Here is a 25,040-nt window from a genome sequence, read left to right as displayed (position 1 = left end):
CCCTAGTCGCGCCGGATCGCGTTCCACGTCCCGTGGTGCGCGCCCGCGATATCGCCGCGTTCAAACCCATGCGCACCGAAAAAGTCACGCTGCGCCTGGATCAAATTCGCGGAGCCGCGTGCGGTTCGGATGCTGTCATACCACGCCAGTGACGCGCTTAGCGCGGGCATGGGCACGCCCAGGCTCACCCCGGCGGCGACGGTCTTGCGCAGGCCAGCAAGGTGATCGCCCAGCATATCGCGGATGGCAGGGGCGAGGATCAAGGCCCCCTCGGGCAATCCTGCGTGGAACGCATCGGCCAGATCGTCCAGCAAGGCTGACCGGATGATACAGCCCGCGCGCCAGATCTCTGCAATGCGGGCCATATCCAGCTGCCAGCCAAATTCGTCAGAGGCGGCAGACAACACGCGGAACCCCTGCGCGTGACCCAGAATGCGCGCGGCCAGCAGCGCCGATTTCATCTCATCCTCGGTTGGCAGCGTCCCGCCGGTCACCGCATCCGGCAAGAGCGGCGCCGCCGCGACCCGCAAGGCTTTCTCGCTGGACCAGCCACGGGCACCGACGGCCGCTTCGATCGAGCTGGCCGACTGGCCAAGCTTCAGCGCCTCGATCAGGGTCCAGCGGCCCGTGCCTTTCTGGCCCGCCTTATCAAGGATCAGATCCACCATTGGCGTCCCGCTCTCGGCATCCACGGTTTGCAGCGCGGCGGCAGACACCTCGATCAGGTAAGAGCTGAGCGGCCCTTTCTGCCAGCTTTCAAACAGCGCCCCGATCTGCGGTGCCGTTTGCCCACCGGCGTCGCGCAACAGCCCGTAGACTTCGGCGATCATCTGCATGTCGGCATATTCGATCCCGTTGTGCACGGTCTTGACGAAATGCCCCGCCCCGTCCGGCCCCAGATGATCGACGCAAGGCGCGCCCTGAAACTTGGCCGCAATCGCGCTGAGCATGGGGCGCAGCTGGGTCCAGCTGTGATCGGTACCGCCCACCATCATCGACGGGCCGTGGCGCGCGCCCTCTTCGCCGCCCGACACGCCCATGCCGACAAAATGCCGCCCCGTACCGTCAAAGGCGGCGGCGCGGCGGCGGGTGTCGTGGAAATCGGCGTTGCCGCCATCAATGATGGTGTCGCCCTCATCCAGCAGCGGCATCACCGCGTCGATCATCGCATCCATCGGTGCGCCCGACGGGATCATGAACAAGATGCTGCGCGGCTGCGCGATACTGTCAACAAAATCCTCAAGCGTCGCATGGCCCGAGAGCTGACCCGCCAGCGGTCCGGCCTCTGCCAGAAAGGGCGCGATCCAATCGGCTTCGCGGTTACTGACCGCCACACGGAAGCCCTGCTCGGCCAGATTAAGCGCCAGCGCACTGCCCATCGTCCCCAGACCATAAACGCCAATATCTGCGGTCTTTAAATCTGCGGCCATCGCGCTAAATCTCCTATAAGGTCCATCAAACAGTGGGATGCACACCGCCGTTGCACAAGGGTTTGCGGGGGTGAAATTGATTCTCGTCTCTTTTTCAGCTACGATGACCGGATAAAAGCAAGAACAACGAAGTTACAGGTTAACGTTTTAATTATGATACATGAACTCAAACGCGCGTGGGAGGGTATGATCCTCCCCATCTGGCGCCGCCCCAAACGTATTCAGGTCGCCGCATTGTGCTACCGTGAAACCCCCGAAGGTAAAGAAGTCCTGATGATCACCAGCCGCGACACCGGCCGGTGGATCGTGCCGAAAGGCTGGCCGATTGACGGACTGGACGGTGCCGGTGCCGCCCTGCGCGAAGCATGGGAAGAGGCAGGCGTGTCCAAGGCCGATATCGAAAGCGAGCCGATCGGGTATTATGACTATGACAAGGGCCTGTCCGAAGGGATGACCACGCCGGTCATCGCACAGGTCTACCTGACCCGCGTCCGTCACATCGAGGATGAATACCCCGAGGTTGACATGCGCACCCGCCGCTGGATGCCCCCGAAGGAAGCCGCCGAACTGGTGGCGGAGCCTGATTTGCGCGAAATCCTTCTGAACCTCTAGTCGCCACGCCCCGATAGCCCCCCGTGCGGCCTTGCGAAACCGTTTTCACTGTGCCACGAGCGCATGGTTTTAGAAAATGAGGCAGCAATGACCGACGGACCCAAAGGCCAACAGTGGAAAACACTGGATTCTGACCTGAACCGCATCTCGCGGGTGGAACAGGCCGCGACCTATGTGGCGCGGCCCATGGTCGGATTTGGCATTGCCCTTGCCTTCATCGTATTGGCCGCGCTGGTCGCAGGCCTGTTCTTTGGCGCGCAGCCGTCCAACTATGTGGTGATCGCCGCCGCGGCCTTCGGGGCCTATATGGCGGTGAACATCGGGGCCAATGACGTTGCCAACAATATGGGCCCCGCCGTCGGTGCCAAGGCGCTGAGCATGGGCGGTGCGATCATCATCGCGGCCATTTGCGAAAGTGCCGGTGCCCTTCTGGCTGGCGGCGACGTGGTATCGACCATCTCGAAAGGGATCATCGACCCCGCGTCGGTCGCAGATTCCCAAGTGTTCATCTGGGCCATGATGGCCGCGCTGATCTCGTCGGCACTATGGGTCAATCTGGCCACATGGGTGGGCGCGCCGGTATCAACCACACATTCGGTCGTGGGCGGCGTCATGGGGGCCGGCATCGCGGCTGCGGGGATGGCGGCAGTGAATTGGCCTTCGATGAGTATGATCGCCCTCAGCTGGATCATCTCGCCCGTCTTGGGCGGCGCTGTCGCAGCGATGTTCCTTGCGCTGATCAAGTCGCAAATCCTTTACCAAGACGACAAGATCGCAGCTTCGCGTCGCTGGGTGCCGATCCTGATTGGCGTCATGTCCGGTGTCTTTGCCACCTATCTGGCGCTCAAGGGGCTTAAAAAGATCGTCGAGATCAACATGGGCTCTGCCCTGCTGATCGGTTTGGCCTGTGGCGCTTTGGCCTATGCCATTTCCTACCCCGTCATCCGCCGCGCGGCGATCGGGATGGAGAACCGCAACAAATCCGTCAAAGTGTTGTTCGGCCTGCCGCTGGTCTTTTCCGCAGCGCTGCTCAGCTTTGCCCATGGGGCCAATGATGTCGCCAACGCGGTTGGGCCCCTTGCCGCGATCGTCCACGCCTCGGAGTTCGGCGGGTTCGAGGCCAAAGTCTCTATCCCTATGTGGGTGATGGTGATCGGGGCCTTCGGCATTTCCTTCGGGCTGTTCCTTTTCGGGCCGAAACTGATCCGCATGGTGGGCAGCCAGATCACCAAGCTGAACCCGATGCGCGCCTATTGCGTCGCCCTCTCTGCGGCGATCACCGTGATCATCGCCTCGTGGCTGGGCCTGCCCGTCAGCTCTACCCATATCGCTGTGGGGGGCGTTTTTGGCGTAGGCTTCTACCGCGAATGGCATATGGAGCGCCGCCTGCGTCGCCCCGGTGCCAAAGCCGGTCAGGTCAAACGCATCGCGGTAGAGGAACGCCGCCGCCGAAAACTCGTGCGCCGGTCGCACTTCATGACCATCGTCGCGGCCTGGGTCATCACCGTCCCTGCGGCAGCAACCATGTCAGCGATGATCTTTCTGGGGCTGAACGCGCTGGTCAACTAAGCGCTGTGGCGCATGGCCTTGCCGCCTAGCGCAGGTCCGAGGGATCCATATCGGGCAACCCCGGACCGCGCGCCTGCGCCTCTTTCACCAGATCAGAGACCCGCTGACACAGCGGCGTGGCGACGCCTTCCTGCGCCCCCATCGCGATGATCCGCCCCTGAAGCGCGTCGATCTCGGTCGGTTTACCCGCTTCCAGGTCATAGGACATCGAGGTCCGCGCCATCGGGTCAATCGTCAGCATCTTGGCCGCGACACGCGTGAACAGCGGCGTCGGCAGGCGCAGCACCCAAGGGATCAGCTGTGCGGGCAGTGGCGTAGAGGATGCAGGGTGGATGCCATGAGCCTTCAGCACGGCAAGCGCCTCGGCCATCTGGGCGGCCATCACGCGTCGCCAGCGCCGATCGAGCAGTTGTTGCTGCAAGGTCAGCCCTGACAGGGCGTTCAGCGCGTTGTTCAGGTTCAGCAACAGCTTGCCCCATTGAACGCCGATGATCGCCCCCGTCCCCGTAACCTGCAATCCCGGCACCGACAGATAGCCCGCCAGTGGCATCCGGCCCGTTTCGACGAAAATATCCCCGCTGGTCGCGCGGTGATACCGCCCGTCGCCATGGGGGACGACATTGAAAGGCACCATGCCCCCGCGTACATCATGCAGCGGCAAGGCCTCGCGCAGGATCTCGGCCGCGTCGAGGCCGTTTTGCAGGCTGACAATGGTCGACAGCGCAGGCGTGTGCTGCGCCACCAGCCGTGCGATTTCGGCGGTGTCGTCGGTCTTGACCGTGACCAGCACGATCCCCGCCTCGGCAAGACAGGCAGGGTCCTGAGAGAGGGTCAGGCTTGCGGCGGGCACCTGTTGGTCGAGCCCGTCAAAACCCGTCAGCCGCAGACCATGCTTGCGGATCTGCTCTGCCACGCGGGGACGTACCAACAGCGTGACATCGCGACCGTGGGCGGCAAGCATGCCACCCACAAAGCAGCCGATCGCCCCCGCACCCGCGACAACGATGGGCCGCCGGTCGCTCATTTCCCCAAGCACCAGCGCATGACCGACTTTTGCGCGTGCAGCCGGTTTTCAGCCTCGTCAAAAATGACCGAGCTTGGGCCGTCCATAACAGAGCTTGTCACCTCATCGTCGCGGTGCGCGGGCAAACAGTGCATAAACAGCGCGTCGGGTTTTGCCTTGGCCATCAGCGCGTCATTCACCTGATAGCCGCGCAGCTGGTTGTGCCGACGTTCGCGCGCCGATTGCGGATCATGCATCGACACCCATGTGTCTGTCACGACCAGATCCGCGCCCTCTACCGCTTTGTTTGGGTCACGTTCGGTGGTGTAAAGGCCATTCAGCGCGGCCTCGGGGTCCAGTGTCTGCGGGCCGGTAAACACAAGTTCGAAATCAAAGGCTTTGGCCGCATGCGCGAAGCTGGCGAAGACGTTGTTACCGTCACCGGACCAGACCACCTTTTTGCCCTTGATCGGGCCGCTGTGCTCTTCAAAGGTCATGATATCGGCCATGATCTGGCAGGGGTGGGTGCGGTTGGTCAGCCCGTTGATCACCGGGACAGAGGCATATTCCGCCATCTCCAGCAGGGTCGCCTCTTCGAAGGTACGGATCATGATCAGATCGACATAGCGGCTGAGCACCCGTGCCGTGTCGGCGATGGTCTCTCCGTGGCCGAGCTGCATATCTGCGCCAGAGAGCACCATCGTCTGCCCGCCCATCTGACGTACGCCCACGTCAAAGCTGACCCGCGTCCGTGTCGAGGGCTTTTCAAAGATCAGCGCGACCATGTGATCCTTGAGCGGCTGTTCATCATCCGGCGCACCACGGGGGCGGCCCAGACGGGACGATTTCATCGTGGCGGCATTGTCGATGATGCTGCGCAGGTCAGCCGGATCGGTTTGGTGAATGTCGAGAAAATGTTTCATGGGGTATTCTTTTAATTTTAGGGAGTTGGGGGGCCAGCCCCCCGGCCCCCCGGAGTTTATAGGGCAAAATGAAGGTCAGCTCGCAGCAAGGCTGCTGGCGGCTTGATCAAGGCGGGAGACGGCCTCGGCGATGTCTTCATCGGTGATATTGAGAGGGGGCAGCAGGCGGATTACGTTATCCGCCGCCGGTACTGTGATGACCTCGTGACGGTACCCTGCGGCGACGACATCGCTGTTGGTGGCTTTGCATTTCAGCCCCAGCATCAGCCCGCTGCCGCGCACGCTTTCGAACACGTCAGGGTGGCTGGCGACCAACCCTTCGAGCTTTTGGCGCATCAGGCCGGCCTTGCGGTTCACATCCTCAAGAAAGGCGTCTGTGCCAATGATATTGACCACAGCATTGCCCACGGCACAGCCCAGCGGGTTGCCGCCATAGGTCGACCCGTGGGTGCCCGCCGTCATGCCAGAAGCCGCGTTCTCTGTAGCCAGCACGGCGCCCAGGGGGAAACCGCCGCCGATGCCTTTGGCAACCATCATGATGTCGGGGGTGACACCGGCCCATTCATGGGCGAACATCTTGCCGGTGCGGCCCACGCCGCATTGCACCTCGTCAAAGATCAGCAGCAGCCCGTGTGTTTCGCACAGCGCGCGCATCTGTTTGAGGTCCGCATCCGGCACGGGACGGATGCCGCCTTCGCCCTGCACCGGTTCGATCATGATGGCGGCTGTGGTATCGGTGATCGCCGCGCCAAGCGCCTCCATATCGCCAAATTCGATATGTTTGAAACCGGGGAGCAGCGGGCCGAAGCCTTTGGTCATTTTCTCGGACCCTGCCGCCGCGATCCCGGCAGATGACCGCCCGTGGAACGAACCCGAGAAGGTGATGATCTCGGTCCGGTCGGACTGGCCCTTGTCGTAGAAATACTTGCGCGCCATCTTGACCGCCAGTTCGCATGCCTCGGTGCCGGAGTTGGTGAAGAACACCGTATCGGCAAAGCTGAGCGCGACCAGCCGGTCGGCCAGTTCCTGTTGCTGGGGGATCTCGTAGAGGTTCGAGGTATGCCAAAGCTGCCCCGCCTGTTCGGTCAGCGCCGCCACCAGCGCGGGGTGCGCATGGCCAAGCGCGTTCACCGCAATGCCTGCGCCCAGATCCAGAAATCGGCGGCCGTCCTGTTCAATCAACCAGGACCCTTCGCCTTTGACAAAGCTCAGGGGGGCGCGTGAATAGGTCGGCAGAACAGATGGGATCATCAGGATCATCCTTATGGGTTGGCCGCATCAAAGGCACAAAAGGCCATGTGTGACGGAGAGGGTCAATAAGATTTGAAGGGGTGCGACGCAATTTATGTCGCAAAAGATCAATGCCGTGCCCCCCGTGTCAGGGGCCGGTGTCGCCAATTAGCCTTGGCGTCGTCGCAAAGAGGATGTCGAACGATTGATCATGCCGTTTGCATAAGCAGCTTTTCGCGGCTTGCAAAGCAAAAATTGGCGCGCGATCGCCGCAATCTGTCGCACGAACGGTGCCGGGGCTGCTTTGCTGTGGTTTTAAGGGAGCGTTTGCGCCCGCTGCCGTCCCAATCGCCCGTTCGCGCCTTGCACCCAAGCTGTCAGTGATTAGTATAGGGGCTTGAGATTTTTCCACGGCGGTCCTGAGAAGGGCCGCTTGTTAGCTAAGGACGCCAAATGTCTTGGACCGATGACCGCGTAGAGATCCTGAAGAAAATGTGGGGCGAGGGCCAATCCGCAAGCCAGATTGCAAAGGAGTTGGGCGGTGTGACCCGCAATGCCGTGATCGGCAAGGTGCATCGTCTGGGGCTGTCCAACCGGACCGCAACCGCAGCGCCCGCCGCCGCCCCTGCTGCGGCTGCCAAACCGGAAGCCAAGGCCAAGCCTGCCGCGAAACCCGCCGCGGCCGCCAAGCCCAAGGCTGAACCCGCCCCCGAAGCCGCAGAGCCGGAACCGGCGGAGGCCGCGCCAGCGCCCCGCCCCAACCTGCCCGCGCGCGCCAAGATCATTCCCGCCGGTCAGCCGCTGCCACCGCAGCCCTCCGCGAACGAGATCAGCCCGGAAGCGCTTGCCAAGGTGAGCGAGGTCGAGAAAAAGTCGAAGAAGATTGGCCTGATGGACCTGACAGAGCGGACCTGCAAATGGCCCGTCGGTGACCCTGCAACGGATGATTTCTGGTTCTGCGGTCTGCCCGTACAGCAGGGCAAGCCCTATTGTGAGGCACACGTCGGCGTCGCCTTCCAACCGATGAGCGCGCGGCGCGACCGCCGCCGCTAAGCTGCCAGTCAGCCACTGCGGACATCAGAGTAACGAAAGGCCAGACAGCGATGTCTGGCCTTTTTCATATCAACGCGTCGGCGCAGTGGGTGGATCATCCCTGCTCGGCTCTGCCGGATTATCGCAGAACACCGCGATCTTGTTGCCTTGGGGGTCGCGCAGGTAGCTGACGTAGAAGCGCGGACCATAGGTGGCGCGAAACCCCGGCTGGCCCTCATCGCTGCCGCCCGCGGCCAGCGCTGCGGCGTGTAACACGCGCACCTGTGCCTGGCTGGTTGCTTCGAACGCGATCATCGACCCGTTGCCAGCAGAAGCCGGCGCGCCATCAAAGGTCGGTTTGACGTAGAAATCTGGCATGGCCGCGGGCTGCCCCGAAGCCTGTGGCAACACAAAGCTCAAGCCCTCGGGACCTTCGGTCAACGCATAGCCCAAGGCTGGCAGGAAAGCCGTATAGAAGCGTTTGGCACGTGCAAGGTCGTCTGCCCCGACAGTGACATAGGCGATCATAGCCCCCTACCCCGCTGCGGTCTTGCCCCGACGGTCCCCGCGCAACTGCGCATACAGCACATGGGTCCGCCAGCGCCCGTCGATTTGCAGATAGCTTTGCGCGACGCCTTCGTATTTGAAACCGGTCTTTTCCAGCAACCCGCGCGAGGCGATGTTCTCGGGCAGGCAGGCGGCCTCGACGCGGCTGATGTCCAGACGGGTGAAGGCGTGGTGCACCGTCGCCTCGATCGCTTCGCGCATATAGCCACGGCGGGCGAATTGTTCGCCGGTCCAATACCCCAAGGTGCCCGCCTGTGCCGGGCCGCGGCGGATGTTATCCAGCGTGATCGCCCCGATCAGCATGTTATCCTTGCGGCGGATCAGGAACAGCGGCAGCGCCGTCCCCGCAGAGACCGACCGGTTGGCCCAGTAGACCCGATTGGTAAACGCTTTGCGCGACAGGTGGTCCGGTGCCCAGGACGGCTCCCACGGGGTGAGGTAGGTGATGCTGTCCGACCGCAGGGTGGCCCAGGGGCGGAAGTCAGCATGCACCGGTGGCCGCAACGTCAGCCTTTCGGTTTCAATGGCAAGCTTTCGTTTCAGCAGTTGCATCAGGCAGCGCGACGCTCCTGAAGTTCTTCCAATGTGGGGGCGCCGTCTACCGGACCATAAAGCGCCAATGCCGCAGGGGCGCTGGAGGCGATATTCTGGGCAAAGTCGCGCACGTCACCTGTAGTGACCGCGTCAATCTGCGCGATGGTCTCTTCCAGCGGGGGGACGCGGTCCCAGATCTGGATCAGACGCGCCAGACGTTCCGCGCGGTTCGACGGGCTTTCCAGCCCCATCAGCAGCCCAGCCTTCATCTGCGCCCGTGCCCGCGCGACCTCGGCCGGCGACATGTCGGAGGCGGCGCGCTTCATCTCGTCAATGGTGATGCCCGCCAGTTCGGGCAGCTGTTCACCGCTGGTGCCCGCATAGATCGTCATCATGCCCGTATCGGCATAGGCCCCTGCCTGCGCGAAGATCGTATAACACAGGCCGCGGTTCTCGCGGACCTCCTGGAACAGGCGGCTCGACATGCCGCCCCCCAGGGCAGAGGCATAGATCTGCGCGACATAGATATCATCAGCGCGGTAGCCGGGCGCTTCGAACCCGAGCGCGAAATGCGCTTGCTCAAGCGGTTTCAACTGGCGCACTTCACCGCCGCTGAATTTGGCAGCATCCACGTCGAAGAGAGGCTTGGGGGGCATGTCGCCGAACAGCTGTTCAGCAAGGCGCACGATCTCGTCATGGTCCACCGCCCCAGCGGCGGCGAGGATCATCTGGTCGGGGCCGTAATGCTGGCTGATAAAGCCCGACAGGTCTTCGCGGCTGAAATTCGATACGCGTTCGGACGGGCCCAGAATGGTACGCCCGATGGGTTGGTTGGGGTATGCTTTTTCCTGCAACCAGTCAAAGATCACATCATCCGGCGTATCCAGCGCCTGACCGATCTCTTGCAGGATCACGCCGCGCTCCACCTCGATCTCGCCATTATCAAGGACGGGATTGCGCAAGATATCGGCGATCACATCCAGCCCCAGCGACACGTCATTTTCCAGCACGCGCACATAGTATGCCGTCACTTCACGCGAGGTATAGGCGTTGATATAGCCGCCCACATCCTCGATCGCTTCGGCGATTTGCAACGAGGTGCGCTTGGCTGTGCCCTTGAACGCCATATGCTCAAGGAAATGCGCGATACCGTTTTGCGTGGCCGTCTCATGCCGCGCGCCCGCCGAAACCCAGACCCCGATAGATGCCGATGCAAGCCCCGGCATATGCTCGGTTACGATACGAAAGCCGTTGGACAGGCGGTGTTGTTGCAAGCTCACTGAGCGATGCCCCCTTTAATGATATCCTTGAGCGCCTCAAGGTCGTTCGGCACGCGGGTCACGCGTTCTTCGCGATCGAACAGATCGGCCATGTGGTCGGGCAGCGGCGGGCGCTGGCCTGTGGCGGCTTCGACCGCGTCGGGGAACTTGGCCGGATGTGCGGTGGCCAGCGTGATCATCGGCGTCGCCGGGTCACGCAAGGCCGCCCCCACGCGCACCCCGATGGCAGAATGCGGGCACAGAAGCTCGTTTGTGTCGGCGTAGAAGGTCTTGATCGTCTCGCTGGTTTCCTCTTCGGACACGCGGCCCGATTTATAGGTGTTTTGCAGGTCGCGCAGGGCATTGTCGCCCACGTCAAACCCACCCTTCGCCAGATCGCCCATCAGCGCATTGATCGCGTCGCTGTCTTGGCCGTAGGCGAAATACAAGGCGCGTTCAAAGTTGGAGCTGACCTGAATATCCATCGATGGGCTGATAGAGGCATGAACCTCGCCCTTGTGGTAGCCGCCTGTGGTCAGGCAGCGGTGCAGGATGTCATTCTGGTTCGTCGCAACCACCAGATCGGCAATCGGCAGGCCCATTTCGCGCGCGATGTAGCCCGCGAAGATGTCGCCGAAGTTGCCCGTGGGCACGGTAAAGCTGACCTTGCGGTCCAGCGCGCCCATAGCGAGCCCTGCCGTGAAGTAATAGACCACCTGCGCCAGCACGCGGCCCCAGTTGATGCTGTTGACCCCTGCCAGTTGCACCCCGTCGCGGAAAGCGTGGTCGTTGAACATGTCTTTCAGGCGCGCCTGACAGTCGTCGAAGTCACCGTCCAGCGCTAGCGCGTGCACGTTGCTTTCCGATGGTGTGGTCATCTGTCGGCGCTGCACTTCGGACACGCGGCCGTGGGGGAAGAGGATGAAGACATCGACGTTATCCAGCCCGCGGAAGGCTTCGATCGCGGCTGATCCGGTATCGCCCGAGGTCGCACCGACGATGGTCACCCGTTCACCCTTGCGCGACAGAACGGCCTGGAACATGTGGCCGATTAACTGCATGGCAAAGTCTTTAAACGCCAGCGTGGGACCGTGGAACAGTTCAAGCAGGAAGTGCCCCTGTTCAAGCTGCACCAGCGGCGCGCGCACCTTGTGGTTGAAGCCCGCATAGGCCTTGGCGATCAGTGCCTTGAATTCATCGTCGCTGAATGTGTCGCCGACAAAGGGTTTCATAACACGAAAGGCGACATCCTCGTAGGACATCGTGGCCATCTCGCGCAGCTCATCGGTGTCTAGCGTCGGGATCGTTTCGGGCACATACAGGCCGCCGTCACGGGCGAGGCCGGTCAGCAGCGCCTCTTCGAACGACAAAACGGGGGCGGAACCACGGGTGGAGACATAACGCATAAGGGTCAGCTTTCGGTTTTGGGCGCGCGGCGGCGGCGCAAGAAGAACAGGCTCATCCCAAGCCAGATCGCGGCAAGAGAGAACCAAGTGATGGCATATTGCAAGTGGTCGTTGGGAATACGGGCGGTATCGACGGGCAACGGGCTGATCCCCGCTGGCTGAGGCATGCTGCTGCGCGCAACCAGAAGAACGGGGTCGGTGCCAAGCGTTTGCGCCATATCCGGCACATCGCGGGCGAACCAGATGTTGCCCTTCAGGTCGGCCTCTGGGGTGAAGCTATCGGTTTCGCGCGGCCATTGCAGATTGCCCGTCACCGTCGCGGGGCCCAACGCGCGGGGGGCGTCCTTGTCCGTCGTCCGGACAAAGCCGCGGTCGACCATGATGCGGCGGCCAAACTCAAGCGTGAAAGGCGCGATGACGCGGTAGCCTGCGCCGACGTCTTTCTGGGACACAAGCACATGCACCTCGCCTGCGTGATAGGAACCGGTCACCGCGACGGGCAAATAGGCGTCATCCTCGGCGTTGACGGTAGGGGGCAGGTCGACGGGGGCGGCGGCGATGCGGGTGTTGATGTCGGCGATGATCGCCTCTTTCCACGCCAGCCGCTGGATCTGCCAAACGCTCAGCCAGATCAGGATAGCAGCCCCGCCAAGGCCGACAATCAGCAGGAATAGCGTACGACGCATAAAGCTCTCTTGAGGTTGGCACCCGTGGACGGGTGGCGGCAATGCAAAGGCGCGCAAGGTCCCCCTCGCGCGCCTGTTGCTTTTAGTGATTGCGGCCCGGTTTGCAAGCCGACTGCGGGCTTAGATGCCCCACATGTAGACGGCGAAGAAGAGGAACAGCCAGACCACATCAACAAAGTGCCAGTACCAGGCAGCGGCTTCGAAGCCGACGTGCTGCTCTTGGGTAAAGTGGCCTTTCATCGCGCGGAACAGGCAGACCGCAAGGAAGATCGTACCGATCACAACGTGGAAACCGTGGAAGCCTGTCGCCATGAAGAAGCTGGAGAAGAACAGGTCGCCGCCGAAGGTCCAGTCGTCATGGGCCAGCAGCTCATAATATTCATAGGCCTGGAACGCGGTGAACAGCATGCCCAGAACGATCGCGATGGACAGGCCGGCGATCAGGTCTTTGCGGTTGTTTTCATGTACCAGCGCGTGGTGTGCCCATGTGACAGCGCAGCCCGACAGCAGCAGGATCAGCGTGTTGATCAGCGGCAGGTGGAAGGCGTCAACGGGAATGATATCCGGCTGCACATATGTGGAGCCCGGGAATTCATCCATCGGGTACAGGGCTTCTTTGAAGAAGGTCCAGAACCACGCCACAAAGAACATCACTTCGGACATGATGAACAGGATGAAGCCATAGCGCAGACCGATGCGCACGACGTTGGTGTGATCGCCGACGTGGCTTTCAGCAACAACCTCGGACCACCATCCGAACATGCAGTACAGAACGGCAACCAGACCACCCAAGAAGACGAAGGGGGTTACATCGTGCATCCAGAAGACACCACCAACCAGCATGACACAGCCGGCGATGGAGCTGAGCAATGGCCATGTGGACGGCGGCAGAATGTGATAGTCATGGTTCTTTTCATGGGCCATTGGTTCAGTCCCTCACCTTTTTCTTAATTCAGGTTTGTCTCGCTGTCCTGATCGGGGGCTTCATAGTCCTCGGGCAGGTCAATTTCATAGAACGTATAAGACAGTGTGATCGTATGTACATACTTGCCATCACGGTCTTCGACGATTTCGGGGTCAACAAAGAAGCTGACGGGCATTTGAACACGCTCACCGGGGGCGAGCACCTGTTCAGTAAAGCAGAAACATTCGATCTTTTCAAAGAAGGCCCCGGCGGCATAGGGCGTCACGTTGTAGGACGCCTGCCCCGCGACGGGGTGATCGGTTGGGTTATAGGCCTCGTAGAACGCCAGCCCGGTCTCGCCGATGCGCAGTTCCATCTCGTTGACGACGGGTTTGAATTCCCACGGCATGTCTTCGTTCAAGCTGCCGTCGAAACGCACCTTGATCGTCTGATCCAGCACCTCGCCCTCGGCTCCGGCGACCTGCCCCGGCGTTCCGCCAAAGCCGGTGACGCGGCAGAACCAGTCGTAGAACGGCACCGATGCCCAGGCCAGCCCCCCCATCAGGATGACGACAGAGACGGTTTGCACCACAGTCTTCGCGGGTCCGGACAGGGCCATCAGTTGCTCTCCTGTGTTTGAAGCTCACCACCGGGCAGATCGTTGAAATCGATATTGGTGATTTTGACAAAGGTCAGCGCCATGACCAGCACGACGAAGGCGGCCAGCAGCAGACCTACGCCAAGGTTGCGCCCGCGGCGGCGTGTGTGAATCTCGTGTTCAGCGCGAATGCCCATTACCAGCCTCCCAAGCCGTAGCCCCGCAGGGTGGCCTCAAGCAAAATGGCACCGAAGTGCAAGAAGAGATACCATAGCGACAGGCGGAAGAACTTGCGTTCAACGCGGAAATCATCGGCTTCGCTGTCGTCTTCATCACGTTGCCAGATGCGGAAGGCACCGATCAGGAACAACAGGTTCAGCACGCCCGCGGTCGCCAGATAGATTGGCCCGCCGATCGAGGTGAAGCCGGTGCCGACCGCCAGAATGACCAGCAAAACAGTATAGGCCAGAATATGACGACGGGTGGAGCGGCGGCCGTGGGTCACGGTCAGCATCGGCACCTTCGCGTCGTCATAGTCATTGCGCATGAACAGCGCCAAGGCCCAGAAGTGCGGCGGGGTCCACATAAAGATCAGCGCGAACATCAGCCATGCCTCGACCGAGAAGCTGCCGGTGGCGATGATCCAGCCGATCACGGGCGGGAACGCCCCCGCAGCACCACCGATGACGATGTTCTGCGGCGTCGCACGCTTGAGCCACATGGAATAGAAAACGGCGTAGAAGAGGATCGTGAACAGCAGCATACCCGCGGCCAGCAGGTTGGCGGCCAGCCCCAGCATGACGACAGACATGCCCGACAGCGCCACACCGATCGCCAGTGCTTCGCCCGGCTGCACGCGCCCCGACGGGATCGGGCGGCCTTGGGTCCGGCGCATGATCGCGTCGATGTCTGCGTCCCACCACATGTTCAGCGCGCCCGAGGCCCCTGCCCCGATGGCGACAAACAGGATCGAGGCAAAACCGATCACGGGGTGCACAGACACCGGCGCGGCGAGCATGCCAACAAGTGCGGTAAATACCACCAACTGCATGACGCGCGGCTTCATCAGGGCGAAATAATCGCCGAACTGCGCCTCATACTCGCCCGCAGGTGTCGTGCTGGTATCTGTCATGCGATCTCTCATACAAAAGGAACCCGGGGCGCGCCTCGCGCACCCCGCATCAGCAATTGTGCCTTACTTGGACGCAACGGTCAGAGTTTGCGGGATGCCCGCATACTCTTCTTTCGCGTTGCCAAGCCACTGGGCATAGGCCTCTTCCGAGACGACTTTCACAGTGATCGGCATATAGGCGTGGGCGTTGCCGCACAGCTCGGAACACTGACCGAAGTACACGCCTTCTTTCTCGGCGGTGAACCATGTTTCCGCCAGACGGCCGGGCACGGCGTCCTGTTTCACACCGAAGGCAGGCATCGCCCAAGAGTGGATCACGTCCGAACCGGTGACCTGAACAACGATGGTCTGACCGACAGGGATCACAACGGCGGTATCGGTCGCCAGCAGGAACTGCTGCTCGGTATAGCCGGCTGCTTCAAGCTGCGCGATCACTTCGGGTGTTTTGCGGTTTTCGCCGCCAACAGCCGGTGCACCGATCATATAGCTGTCAAAGCCGAAGCCCTCGTCGACATATTCATAGGACCAGTACCACTGGTTGCCGGTCGCTTTGATGGTCAGGTCGGCCTGCGGGATTTCCTGCTGACGGAACAGGATCGGCAGCGAATAGGCCCCGATCAGCACCAAAATCACGATCGGTGCGACGGTCCAGAGGATTTCAACCGGCGTGTGGTGTGTGAAGGACGCGGCAACGGGGTTGCGCTTGCGGTTATAGCGGACCGCCACCCAAAGGATCAGACCGGTCACGAAGATGGTGATCAAGGTGATGATGATCAGGATCAGGTGGTCCAGATCGTGGATGTCTTGCGCGACGCGGGTCACGGCTGGCTGAAAGCCCATCTTGCCGTCTACCGGCTCACCAATGATTTCCAGCCCGTCGATGCGAAGGTTTTCCTGCGCCATTGCTGGCACGGCGGAAAAAGCGGCCATGAGACCCGAAAAAGAGAGAAGATGTTTCATATGTCGTCCTGATCTTGTGACCATTGATAAGCGAATCCCAGCAGCACCCCGCAATTGGAGGCAGCTGTCCCGTTGTAATCTGTACGCTTACAATCATATTCTAACTTCAAGATAAAGACTTCTGCTTGCGTCAAACGGACGCGAAGCGATTTTTATGACACGATTCAGGGAACATTTTTATGAGCCAGCCGCCTTTCAACCCCTTTGAGGCGCAGCTTGACCGTGACGCCGCGCTGTCCATCCTGCGCGACGCTGTGGCAGGTGCCGACGACGGGGAACTGTTTTTCGAACGCCGGCGGTCTGAAGGGTTGGTGTTTGACGACGGGCGGCTGAAAACGGCCAGCTACGATGCCTCCGAAGGCTTTGGCTTGCGGGCGGTGCGGGGCGATGTCTCTGGCTATGCCCACTCGACCGAGATCACCGAAGCCGCCCTGCGCCGCGCAAGCGAGACAGCACGGCTGGCCGTAGGTGCGGGGGGCGGCACATGGGCGGATGCGCCAGCCGCGACCAATCAAAAGCTCTATACCGACGAAGATCCAATCGCGGGCGCGGCCTTTCCCGTCAAGGTCGACACCCTGCGCGAGATCGACGACTTCGCCCGCAGCCTTGATGCGCGTGTCGTGCAGGTTTCTGCCTCTATCTCTGCCTCTATACAGGAGGTCGAGATTCTGCGCCCCGAAGGAACATCCGTCCGCGATGTGCGCCCGATGACGCGCGTGAACGTGTCGGTGATCGTCGAACAGGATGGCCGCCGCGAAAGCGGGACCGCCGGTGGTGGCGGGCGTGTCGGGCTGGACGGGCTGCTGGACCCTGCCGACTGGCAGGCCAAAACCCGCGAAGCTCTGCGCATTGCCTGCGTCAACCTGCGTGCCGTGCCTGCGCCTGCGGGCGTCATGGATGTTGTGCTTGGCCCCGGCTGGCCCGGCATCCTGCTGCACGAGGCCATCGGTCACGGATTGGAAGGGGATTTCAACCGCAAGGGTTCAAGCGCCTTTGCCGGCCTCATGGGCCAACGCATCGCCGCCAAAGGCGTGACGGTGCTGGATGATGGCACCCTCCCCGATCGGCGCGGGTCTATCTCTGTTGATGACGAAGGCACGCCCTCGGCCAAGAATGTGCTGATCGAGGACGGTGTGCTGGTAGGCTATATGCAGGACCGGCAGAACGCCCGGCTGATGGGCGTGGCCCCGACCGGCAATGGCCGCCGCGAATCCTATGCCCACACCCCGATGCCGCGCATGACCAACACCTATATGCTGGGCGGTGACGTGGCCCCCGGTGATATCGTCGCGGACCTCAAGGACGGCATCTATGCGGTCGGTTTTGGCGGCGGGCAGGTGGATATCACCAACGGCAAGTTTGTTTTCTCCTGCACCGAAGCTTACCGTGTGCGCAATGGCGTGGTCGGCGCCCCCGTCAAAGGGGCCACGCTGATCGGAGACGGGGCCACAGCGCTGCAACAGATCCGCGCCATCGGCAATGATCCCGCGCTGGATCCGGGCATGGGCAACTGCGGCAAGGCGGGCCAATGGGTGCCCGTTGGCGTCGGACAGCCGACATTGATGATCGGCGGCCTGACCGTCGGCGGTGCCGCTGCCGCCTAAGTACAAACGGATTACCGGAGTGCGCCTAGGTGCTCCGGTGATCCGGAAATCCGATACCGGATCGCACACCGAAGAGGATTAGTAGTTCGGATTAATCCTTCGCCGTTCACGTTTCGTTAAGCAGCTTTGCCTAAAGCTGGTGAGGCAACGGACGGAGACGCGGGATGACTGACAGGAACAACACTCCTTCCTCTTCCACGCCCCCCTTGGTCCCACCCACCCTGGAAGACGACAGCTTTGCGCGGCTTCGTCTGTTGCGCTCGCGCCGTGTCGGCGTTGTCACCTATTACCGCATGCTGCGCGACTACGGCACCGCGCGTGCCGCGCTTGAGGCGTTGCCCGACGTCGCCCGCGCCGCAGGTGTGAAAGACTATCGCATCTGCCCCGAGAATGTCGTGCACGCAGAGCTGCGCGCGGCAAAGGCCGCGAATGCGCGATTGATTGCCCATGATTGCGCAGCCTACCCCCCTCATCTGGCAGAGCTTGACGACGCCCCCCCGTTTCTATGGGCAATCGGAGATATCGAGCTGCTGCGCCGCCCTATGGTGTCGATTGTGGGCGCGCGAAACGCCTCATCGCTCGGGACGCGCATGGCCCGCGCCTTGGCATCCGGCTTGGGTGAGGCGGGGTTTACGGTCGTCTCGGGATTGGCGCGGGGGATTGACGCCGCGGCACATCTGGCCACGCTCGACACCGGCACAATCGCGGTTCAAGCGGGGGGCGTCGATGTGATCTATCCGGTAGAGAATACGACGCTTGCCCAAGATATCGCGGCCCAAGGGCTGCGCATTTCGGAACAACCGATGGGGCTGCAACCGATGGCGCGGCATTTCCCCAGCCGCAACAGGATCATCGCAGGGCTAAGCCGCGCAACGGTCGTGGTCGAAGCGGCGGCGAAATCCGGCAGCCTGATCACCGCCCGTGACGCGCTGGATCAGGGGCGAGAGGTGCTTGCCGTGCCCGGCCATCCCTTCGATGCCCGTGCCGCGGGCTGCAACATGCTGATCCGTGACGGGGCGGCGCTGGTACGCAATGCCGCAGATGTGATTGATCAACTGGGGCCGGCAAAAACTCCCGCCGCCAGCCCGCCCATTTCCCAAGCAGCCGCCCCCGCGCCCCAGCGCGACATTGCAGCGCTGCACACCGATATATTGTCACGCCTTGGCCCCAGCCCCGTTGCCGAAGACCAGCTGCTGCGCGATCTGGCGGTCGCACCGGGGATCGCCACGCCTGTTCTGGTCGAGCTTGAGTTGAACGGGCATATCCTGCGCCATGCAGGCGGGCTGGTATCCCGCGCGGACTGAGCGTGACGCGGCCGCAGATCGGGGGCCAGCCCCCGCTTTGGAGAACCTCCAAAGCGCCCCCGGGATTTAGACCATCTGGAAGCCGGAACCGCGGCCGGATTGCACCGTGAAACACCCCCGAAAAGGCGCTTTATAGCCCGTGTATCAAAGGGGGCGCGCTGTTCTGCGGATTGACAAACTTCGCTTCACGCCACATGTCACAGCATAAGCCACGCGAATTAATTTGATCCAAGGTGCCGAATTTTATGCCAGTTGTCGTCGTCGAATCACCTGCCAAAGCTAAAACGATCAACTCGTATCTCGGCAGTGATTACACCGTGCTTGCGTCCTACGGCCACGTCCGCGATCTGCCGCCCAAAGACGGATCGGTCGACCCGGAAAACGGGTTCGACATGACCTGGGAAGTCGCCGCAGCCAGCAAGAAACACGTCAAAGCCATCGCTGATGCGCTGAAAGACGACAACGCATTGATCCTCGCGACTGACCCTGATCGCGAAGGCGAAGCAATCAGCTGGCACCTGCAAGAGGCGTTGACCAAACGCAAGTCGATCAAGAAGGACACGCCGGTCAGCCGCGTGGTGTTCAACCAGATCACCAAAAAGGCCGTGACCGAGGCGATGGCGAACCCGCGTCAGGTCGATATGCCACTGGTCGAGGCCTATCTGGCACGGCGCGCGCTGGATTATCTGGTGGGCTTCAACCTGTCGCCCGTCCTATGGCGCAAATTGCCCGGCGCGAAATCGGCGGGGCGGGTACAGTCGGTCACCTTGCGGTTGATCGTCGAGCGCGAGATGGAGATCGAGGCCTTCCGCAACCGCGAATACTGGAGCGTCAAGGCGCTGGTCGCCACGCCGCGCGGGCAAGAGTTCGAGGCCCGTCTGGTGACGCTTGCCGGTAAGAAGCTGGACCGTTTTGATCTTGGCAATGAAACGCAAGCCGAGATGGCGGTGCAGGCGATCACCAGCCGTGATCTGACGGTTACCAGCGTCGAAGCGAAACCCGCGAGCCGCAACCCCTCGGCCCCGTTCATGACCTCGACCCTGCAGCAGGAAGCCAGCCGCAAGTTCGGCATGGGCGCACGCCAGACCATGAGCACGGCGCAGCGCCTCTATGAAGCCGGTCACATCACCTATATGCGGACCGACGGCATCGACATGGCCCCCGAGGCGATCACGATGGCACGGGACGCCATCTCGGACCGGTTCGGGGCGGAGTATGTCCCGTCTGAGCCGCGGATCTACAAAAACAAGGCCAAGAACGCGCAAGAGGCGCACGAATGTGTGCGCCCCACCGACATGACCAAAGATGCCGACGCGCTGAAACTGACCGAACCGGATCAACGCAAGCTTTACGACTTGATCTGGAAGCGCACGCTGGCCTGCCAGATGGAAAGCGCGCGTCTGGAACGCACCACGGTAGAGATCGGCAGCAAGGACGAACAGGTCGGGCTGCGCGCCACCGGTCAGGTGGTGAAATTCGACGGCTTCCTGCGTGTCTACGAAGAAGGCCGCGACGATGTCGTGGACGAGGATGACAAGCGCTTGCCGCAGATCACCCAAGGCGACAAGATGGACAAACGCTCTGTCACGCCAGAGCAGCACTTTACCCAGCCGCCCCCCCGCTACACCGAAGCGACATTGGTCAAGCGCATGGAAGAGCTGGGAATCGGGCGCCCGTCGACCTACGCCAGCGTTGTCACGACCATTCAGGACCGCGAATACGTTCGCAAGGAAGGCAACCGTCTGTTCCCCGAGGACAAGGGCCGTTTGGTGACGGCCTTCCTCGAGAATTACTTCCGCAAATATGTGGGCTATGATTTCACCGCCGATCTGGAAAACCAGCTTGATAAGGTGAGCGCGGCGGATGCCGACTATAAGGATGTGCTGGGCCGGTTCTGGCAGGATTTTTCGGCTGCGATTGCGGAAACAGCCGATCTGCGCATCACCGAGGTGTTGGAGAAGATCAACGAGGTACTCGAGCCGCATCTCTTCCCGCCCAATGAGGATGGTAGCGACCCGCGCCTGTGCCCCAACTGCGAGATCGGGCGTTTGTCCATGCGCACGGCACGGTCCGGCGGCGCGTTCATCGGCTGTTCGAACTACCCTGAATGCCGCTATACCCGCCCCTTCGGCCCGCCCGACCCCGAGGCAGAAGCCTCGGCTATTCCGCCCGATGGCAAACTGCTGGGCGAGGATATGGGCGACGAGATTCGTGTATTCAAAGGGCGCTTCGGCCCTTATGTGCAGCGCGGCCCCGTCACCGAAGAGAACAAAAAACCGCCGCGTCAATCGGTGCCCAAGGACTGGCCCGCCGAAGAGCTGGAGCTGGAACGCGCTGTCATGCTGCTGTCGCTGCCGCGTGAGATCGGCCCGCACCCGGAAGATGGGGTGATGGTCTGGGCCAATATCGGGCGCTACGGCCCCTATATCAAACACGCCGACAGCACGTCGAACCGTGGCGGGACCAATGCGAACCTTGAAAGTCTGGACGAGGTGTTCACCGTTGGCATGAACCGCGCCGTGCAATTGCTGGCCGAGAAAGTCGCCAGCCGTGGCGGGCGTGGCAAAGCGGCAAAACCGATCCGCGAGATGGGCGAACACCCCGATCTGGGCGGCGAGGTCAACATCATGGAAGGCAAATACGGGCCTTATGTGAAGTGGGAAAAGGTCAACGCCACCATCCCCAAAGAGGTCGAGCCTGCCGATCTGACAATGGAACGTGCGGTTGAGTTGATCGAGGAAAAGCTGGCGAAGTCCCCTGCCAAGCGCAAAGCCGCAACCAAGAAGCCCGCAGCAAAGAAAACCGCTGCGAAAAAGGCTCCGGCCAAGAAAACGGCTGCCAAGAAGGCCCCCGCAAAGAAACCAGCGGCCAAAAAGGCACCCGCAAAATCGGCCGCTGCACCGGAAGAGTGAGAGCGCAACTCACATATTCATGAAATGACATATATGTGAGTTGCCCCGCCCTGCCCTTGCTGCTTTTACCTGTGACAATCGCCACGGTAGAAGGACATAAAGATGGCAGAGCAGACATTCTCAAGACGCGGGTTGATCCTGACAGCCGGCGCGGCGCTTTTCACGCCGGCCCTATTGCGCGCACAGACGCCGGTGCCAGAGATCGCAGCGCCGGTGCGTCATAACACCAACGGATTTTCCAGCCAGAACTGGCAGGACCACTTTGATACATTGGGCAAAGCCGCGATCGTGGCTGATACCTCTTCCCGCGCGCTGCACTATTGGGGCGGCGATGGCGAGACCTACAAGATTTACCCGACCTCCGTGCCCCGCAGCGACGAGCTGACCAAACGCGGCTACACCCGCATTGTGCGCAAACGTGTCGGGCCCGACTGGACACCGACCCCCAGCATGATCGAACGCGACCCCGATCTGAAGTATATGCCGCCCGGTCCGGACAACCCGCTTGGCACCCATGCGATGTACCTCAGCTGGCCCGCCTATCTGATCCACGGCACCCATGACACGCGCAAGATCGGGCGGCAAAGCTCTGACGGGTGCATCGGGCTTTACAACCACATGATCGAGGCGCTGTACCAGATTGCCCCCATCGGCACGCAGGTACGCATCGTCTGACCTCGCTGCGGGCTGCACTGGCCCCGCAACGACAGCTGCCCACCCGACGCAGGGTGGGCGCACATTCACCCGAATTTTCCGGCAAGCTCCACTGGTACCGCTGACATTAGCGTCGGCGGTTTGACACGTTCGTTACGCCGCGTCATAGAAGTCGTATAACGATAATACGACAGGGCCGTGAGCCTCTCTTGAAAGGAGCCGGAATGAAGAAAATCTATGGAAGCGCTGCCGAGGCGCTGGAAGGCGTGCTGCACGATGGCATGCTGATCGCAGCGGGGGGCTTTGGCCTTTGCGGTATTCCCGAACTGCTGCTGAACGCGATCCGGGACGCGGGCACCAAGGATTTGACCTTTGCCTCGAACAATGCGGGCGTAGATGATTTCGGCATCGGTATCTTGTTGCAGACCAAGCAGGTCAAGAAAATGATCAGCTCTTACGTCGGCGAGAACAAGGAATTCATGCGCCAGTATCTCGGCGGCGAGCTTGAGCTGGAATTCAACCCGCAAGGCACCTTGGCCGAACGTATGCGTGCGGGTGGTGCGGGCATCCCCGGTTTCTATACCAAAACCGGCGTTGGCACCGTGATCGCCGAAGGCAAAGAGCACAAGGATTTCGACGGCGAGACCTATATCCTTGAGCGCGGCATCGTTGCGGATCTGGCGATCGTGAAAGCCTGGAAAGCGGATGACACCGGCAATCTGGTGTTCCGCAAGACTGCGCGCAACTTCAACCCGCCAGCGGCCATGTGTGGCAAAATCTGCATCGCCGAGGTCGAAGAGATCGTCCCCCGTGGCAGCCTTGGCGGCGACGCGATCCACCTGCCCGGCATTTATGTGCACCGCATCATTCAGGGTGATCACGAGAAACGCATCGAACAGCGCACAGTGAGGACGGCATAATGGCTTGGGATCGCAATCAAATGGCGGCACGCGCCGCGCAGGAACTGCAAGACGGTTGGTATGTGAACCTTGGCATCGGGATTCCGACGCTGGTGTCCAACTACATCCCCGACGGGATGGATGTGACCTTGCAGTCGGAAAACGGCATGTTGGGCATGGGGGCTTTCCCCATCGACGGCGAAGAAGACGCCGACCTGATCAACGCGGGCAAGCAGACCATCACCGAGCTGGATCGCACCTCGTATTTCGACAGCTCGACCTCCTTCGGGATGATCCGCGGCGGCAAGATCGCCATGGCCATTCTGGGCGCGATGGAAGTGGCTGAAAACGGCGACCTCGCCAACTGGATGATCCCCGGAAAGCTGGTCAAAGGCATGGGCGGCGCGATGGATCTGGTCGCGGGTGTGGGCCGCGTTGTGGTGGTCATGGACCACGCCAGCAAGCATGGCGACAGCAAGGTGCTGAAAGAATGCACCCTGCCGCTGACCGGCAAGAACGTCGTTGACCGCATCATCACCAATCTAGGTGTGCTGGATGTCGTTGAAGGCGGGCTGAAGATCGTTGAATGCGCCGATGGCGTTACGGAAGACGAACTGCGCGCCGCGACCGAAGCGACAATCGTCTAATCTGCTGACACGATGAACAACAAGGGGCGCTGCCAGCGATGGCCGCGCCCCTTTTTCCATCCGGCCCCGAACTGGTGTCAGTTCATCGCCGCAAAGACACAGCCATCCGAGATTAGCTCGGGCGGGGTCTGGCACAGGCCCTTCGCGACCTGAAAAGCGGCCAGCACCTTGGGCACATAATCACGGGTTTCGGCAAAAGGCGGCACGCCCGCGTGCTTGTGCACGGACCCTTCGCCCGCGTTATAGCCGGCCAGCACCAAGATCGGATCGCGGTCAAATTCGCCCATCAGCCAATCCAGGTATTTTACGCCGCCCGCGATATTCTGCGTCGGGACCATACTATCGGTTACCCCAAAGCGCGTCGCTGTATCAGGCATCAATTGCATCAATCCCTGCGCCCCTGCCCCGCTGATGGCATCGGGCCGCCCCGCGGATTTAACCGTGATCACCGCGAGCACAAGCGCAGGTGACACCTGTGTCCCGATCGTAGAGCGGAGGATGTCGATCCCGTTGGCCTTGGCGATCTCTTGCATCTGTTGCATGCGTGGCGCGGGGATTTTGCTGCTGGCCGTTGCCAGCGTGACCATCGCGGCCTCCAGCCGGCCCGGGCCAGATTTCTCGACCGCCGGAGAGACACGATCCCAGAACCAATCATACTGCCCCGGTGACGCTGGCACGATGGCACCGGAGTTGGTTGCGACAACCTCGGGGACGTCGTCTGCCTTGGGCTCGATAAAGACATTGATCCGATTGGTACTGCCCGGCTTGGGAGGCTTTACGCGTTTTGCCTCGAACTTCGGAAACGGCTTGGGCGCGTCTGCCAAGACAGCCGAGGCCGCCAGCATCCCCACCATCAAAGATACGGTCATTCGTCGAAACATCGCTGCCTGCACTGATTATTTAATGCTCTTTTTCAGCAATCTCGCACGGAAACCCTCGCCAAACCAACCAAACATGGCAGGGAACATGGCGATTTCGCCATAATTGATGCAATCCTGCCCCGCTTCCCATCAAGGATAACAAAAAATGAAGATGGAAAATCTTTTCGTATCAGCGGGCTACAATAATTCTGCCAAAAACCGGCCCGGAAAAATGAAATGTCACAATTGCCGCCAAATTCGTGCCCCATTCACAAGGCTATATAGGCTCATACCAAGTCAGCCAGATGCGGAATT

The 25,040-nt window shown here is 61.4% G+C and carries 24 protein-coding genes; 9 read left to right on the top strand and 15 right to left on the bottom strand.

From position 1 onward, the window contains the following. Positions 1-2: 2 nt before the first annotated feature. A complete protein-coding gene (gene gndA / locus SJY36_RS03030; protein WP_386172882.1) occupies positions 3-1,430 on the bottom strand; it encodes an NADP-dependent phosphogluconate dehydrogenase in 1,428 nt (475 codons plus the stop codon). Between the two features lie 153 nt (positions 1,431-1,583). Here gndA and SJY36_RS03025 point away from each other — a divergent pair, with 153 nt between their 5' ends. Continuing rightward, positions 1,584-2,042 (top strand): NUDIX hydrolase, encoded by a 459-nt coding sequence (locus tag SJY36_RS03025; RefSeq protein ID WP_005851707.1) that lies wholly within the window; start codon positions 1,584-1,586, stop codon positions 2,040-2,042. Between the two features lie 87 nt (positions 2,043-2,129). Beyond that, on the top strand, positions 2,130-3,611 hold the full coding sequence (locus SJY36_RS03020) for an inorganic phosphate transporter (protein ID WP_386172879.1): 1,482 nt from the start codon (positions 2,130-2,132) through the stop codon (positions 3,609-3,611). Positions 3,612-3,636: 25 nt separating this feature from the next. On the opposite strand, the gene SJY36_RS03015 is transcribed toward SJY36_RS03020, so the two are convergent. The 3 genes from SJY36_RS03015 to SJY36_RS03005 form a co-directional block, all read right to left on the bottom strand. Beyond that, the gene (locus SJY36_RS03015; RefSeq protein ID WP_386172877.1) at positions 3,637-4,635 is read right to left on the bottom strand and encodes a 2-dehydropantoate 2-reductase; all 999 of its coding nucleotides are present in this window, start codon (positions 4,633-4,635) and stop codon (positions 3,637-3,639) included. Then, positions 4,632-5,537: an ornithine carbamoyltransferase gene (gene argF / locus SJY36_RS03010; protein WP_009826142.1), complete on the bottom strand. Its 906-nt coding sequence runs from the start codon at positions 5,535-5,537 to the stop codon at positions 4,632-4,634. Before argF ends, SJY36_RS03015 begins: the two co-directional genes overlap by 4 nt. 75 nt (positions 5,538-5,612) lie before the next feature. Then, complete coding sequence (locus tag SJY36_RS03005) at positions 5,613-6,788, bottom strand: aspartate aminotransferase family protein (RefSeq protein WP_386172875.1); 1,176 nt, start codon at positions 6,786-6,788, stop codon at positions 5,613-5,615. A gap of 432 nt (positions 6,789-7,220) precedes the next feature. Here SJY36_RS03005 and SJY36_RS03000 point away from each other — a divergent pair, with 432 nt between their 5' ends. Beyond that, positions 7,221-7,820: a GcrA family cell cycle regulator gene (locus SJY36_RS03000; RefSeq protein ID WP_005851702.1), complete on the top strand. Its 600-nt coding sequence runs from the start codon at positions 7,221-7,223 to the stop codon at positions 7,818-7,820. A gap of 69 nt (positions 7,821-7,889) precedes the next feature. Here SJY36_RS03000 and SJY36_RS02995 read toward each other — a convergent pair whose 3' ends face one another. The 10 genes from SJY36_RS02995 to coxB form a co-directional block, all read right to left on the bottom strand. Then, positions 7,890-8,327 carry a VOC family protein gene (locus SJY36_RS02995; RefSeq protein ID WP_386172873.1) on the bottom strand — a complete coding sequence of 146 codons (438 nt, stop codon included), beginning with the start codon at positions 8,325-8,327 and terminating at the stop codon, positions 7,890-7,892. A gap of 6 nt (positions 8,328-8,333) precedes the next feature. Next, the gene (locus SJY36_RS02990) at positions 8,334-8,918 is read right to left on the bottom strand and encodes a GNAT family N-acetyltransferase (protein WP_005851700.1); all 585 of its coding nucleotides are present in this window, start codon (positions 8,916-8,918) and stop codon (positions 8,334-8,336) included. Next, positions 8,918-10,180 (bottom strand): M16 family metallopeptidase, encoded by a 1,263-nt coding sequence (locus tag SJY36_RS02985; RefSeq protein ID WP_386172871.1) that lies wholly within the window; start codon positions 10,178-10,180, stop codon positions 8,918-8,920. Before SJY36_RS02985 ends, SJY36_RS02990 begins: the two co-directional genes overlap by 1 nt. After that, positions 10,177-11,565, bottom strand: coding sequence for a threonine synthase (gene thrC / locus SJY36_RS02980; RefSeq protein WP_289080710.1), 1,389 nt, complete (start codon positions 11,563-11,565; stop codon positions 10,177-10,179). The genes SJY36_RS02985 and thrC overlap by 4 nt, the downstream gene beginning before the upstream one ends. 5 nt (positions 11,566-11,570) lie before the next feature. After that, complete coding sequence (locus tag SJY36_RS02975) at positions 11,571-12,251, bottom strand: SURF1 family protein (protein ID WP_386172869.1); 681 nt, start codon at positions 12,249-12,251, stop codon at positions 11,571-11,573. 120 nt (positions 12,252-12,371) lie between these two features. After that, positions 12,372-13,175, bottom strand: a complete 804-nt coding sequence (locus tag SJY36_RS02970) for a cytochrome c oxidase subunit 3 (protein WP_005851694.1) — start codon at positions 13,173-13,175, stop codon at positions 12,372-12,374. A 23-nt stretch (positions 13,176-13,198) separates the two neighbouring features. Then, on the bottom strand, positions 13,199-13,774 hold the full coding sequence (locus SJY36_RS02965; protein WP_005851692.1) for a cytochrome c oxidase assembly protein: 576 nt from the start codon (positions 13,772-13,774) through the stop codon (positions 13,199-13,201). Further along, entirely contained in the window at positions 13,774-13,950 is a 177-nt protein-coding gene (locus tag SJY36_RS02960) for a hypothetical protein (protein ID WP_005851690.1), read from the bottom strand. Before SJY36_RS02960 ends, SJY36_RS02965 begins: the two co-directional genes overlap by 1 nt. Next, complete coding sequence (gene cyoE, locus SJY36_RS02955) at positions 13,950-14,885, bottom strand: heme o synthase (protein ID WP_243251291.1); 936 nt, start codon at positions 14,883-14,885, stop codon at positions 13,950-13,952. Before cyoE ends, SJY36_RS02960 begins: the two co-directional genes overlap by 1 nt. Positions 14,886-14,948: 63 nt before the next feature. Continuing rightward, positions 14,949-15,845, bottom strand: a complete 897-nt coding sequence (gene coxB / locus SJY36_RS02950; protein ID WP_386172866.1) for a cytochrome c oxidase subunit II — start codon at positions 15,843-15,845, stop codon at positions 14,949-14,951. A 179-nt stretch (positions 15,846-16,024) separates the two neighbouring features. On the opposite strand from coxB, the gene tldD reads away from it, so the two are divergent. The 6 genes from tldD (at position 16,025) to SJY36_RS02920 (ending at position 23,865) form a co-directional block, all read left to right on the top strand. Then, positions 16,025-17,449 carry a metalloprotease TldD gene (gene tldD / locus SJY36_RS02945; RefSeq protein ID WP_132997115.1) on the top strand — a complete coding sequence of 475 codons (1,425 nt, stop codon included), beginning with the start codon at positions 16,025-16,027 and terminating at the stop codon, positions 17,447-17,449. Between the two features lie 164 nt (positions 17,450-17,613). After that, the gene (dprA, locus tag SJY36_RS02940; RefSeq protein WP_386172863.1) at positions 17,614-18,753 is read left to right on the top strand and encodes a DNA-processing protein DprA; all 1,140 of its coding nucleotides are present in this window, start codon (positions 17,614-17,616) and stop codon (positions 18,751-18,753) included. Between the two features lie 245 nt (positions 18,754-18,998). After that, entirely contained in the window at positions 18,999-21,665 is a 2,667-nt protein-coding gene (topA, locus tag SJY36_RS02935; RefSeq protein WP_386172861.1) for a type I DNA topoisomerase, read from the top strand. A gap of 102 nt (positions 21,666-21,767) precedes the next feature. After that, positions 21,768-22,340 carry a L,D-transpeptidase gene (locus SJY36_RS02930; protein WP_005851682.1) on the top strand — a complete coding sequence of 191 codons (573 nt, stop codon included), beginning with the start codon at positions 21,768-21,770 and terminating at the stop codon, positions 22,338-22,340. A 203-nt stretch (positions 22,341-22,543) separates the two neighbouring features. After that, positions 22,544-23,239, top strand: coding sequence for a CoA transferase subunit A (locus SJY36_RS02925; RefSeq protein ID WP_005851680.1), 696 nt, complete (start codon positions 22,544-22,546; stop codon positions 23,237-23,239). Further along, complete coding sequence (locus tag SJY36_RS02920) at positions 23,239-23,865, top strand: 3-oxoacid CoA-transferase subunit B (RefSeq protein ID WP_237278451.1); 627 nt, start codon at positions 23,239-23,241, stop codon at positions 23,863-23,865. Before SJY36_RS02925 ends, SJY36_RS02920 begins: the two co-directional genes overlap by 1 nt. Before the next feature lie 77 nt (positions 23,866-23,942). On the opposite strand, the gene SJY36_RS02915 is transcribed toward SJY36_RS02920, so the two are convergent. Beyond that, positions 23,943-24,734, bottom strand: a complete 792-nt coding sequence (locus SJY36_RS02915; RefSeq protein ID WP_386172859.1) for a lytic transglycosylase domain-containing protein — start codon at positions 24,732-24,734, stop codon at positions 23,943-23,945. Between the last annotated feature and the right edge of the window lie 306 nt (positions 24,735-25,040).

Source organism: Sulfitobacter sp. R86518, from assembly GCF_042466275.1.
Lineage (GTDB): Bacteria > Pseudomonadota > Alphaproteobacteria > Rhodobacterales > Rhodobacteraceae > Sulfitobacter > Sulfitobacter pontiacus.
Note: the sequence above shows the minus strand (reverse complement) of the source record. Positions and strands in the feature narration are given on the sequence as shown.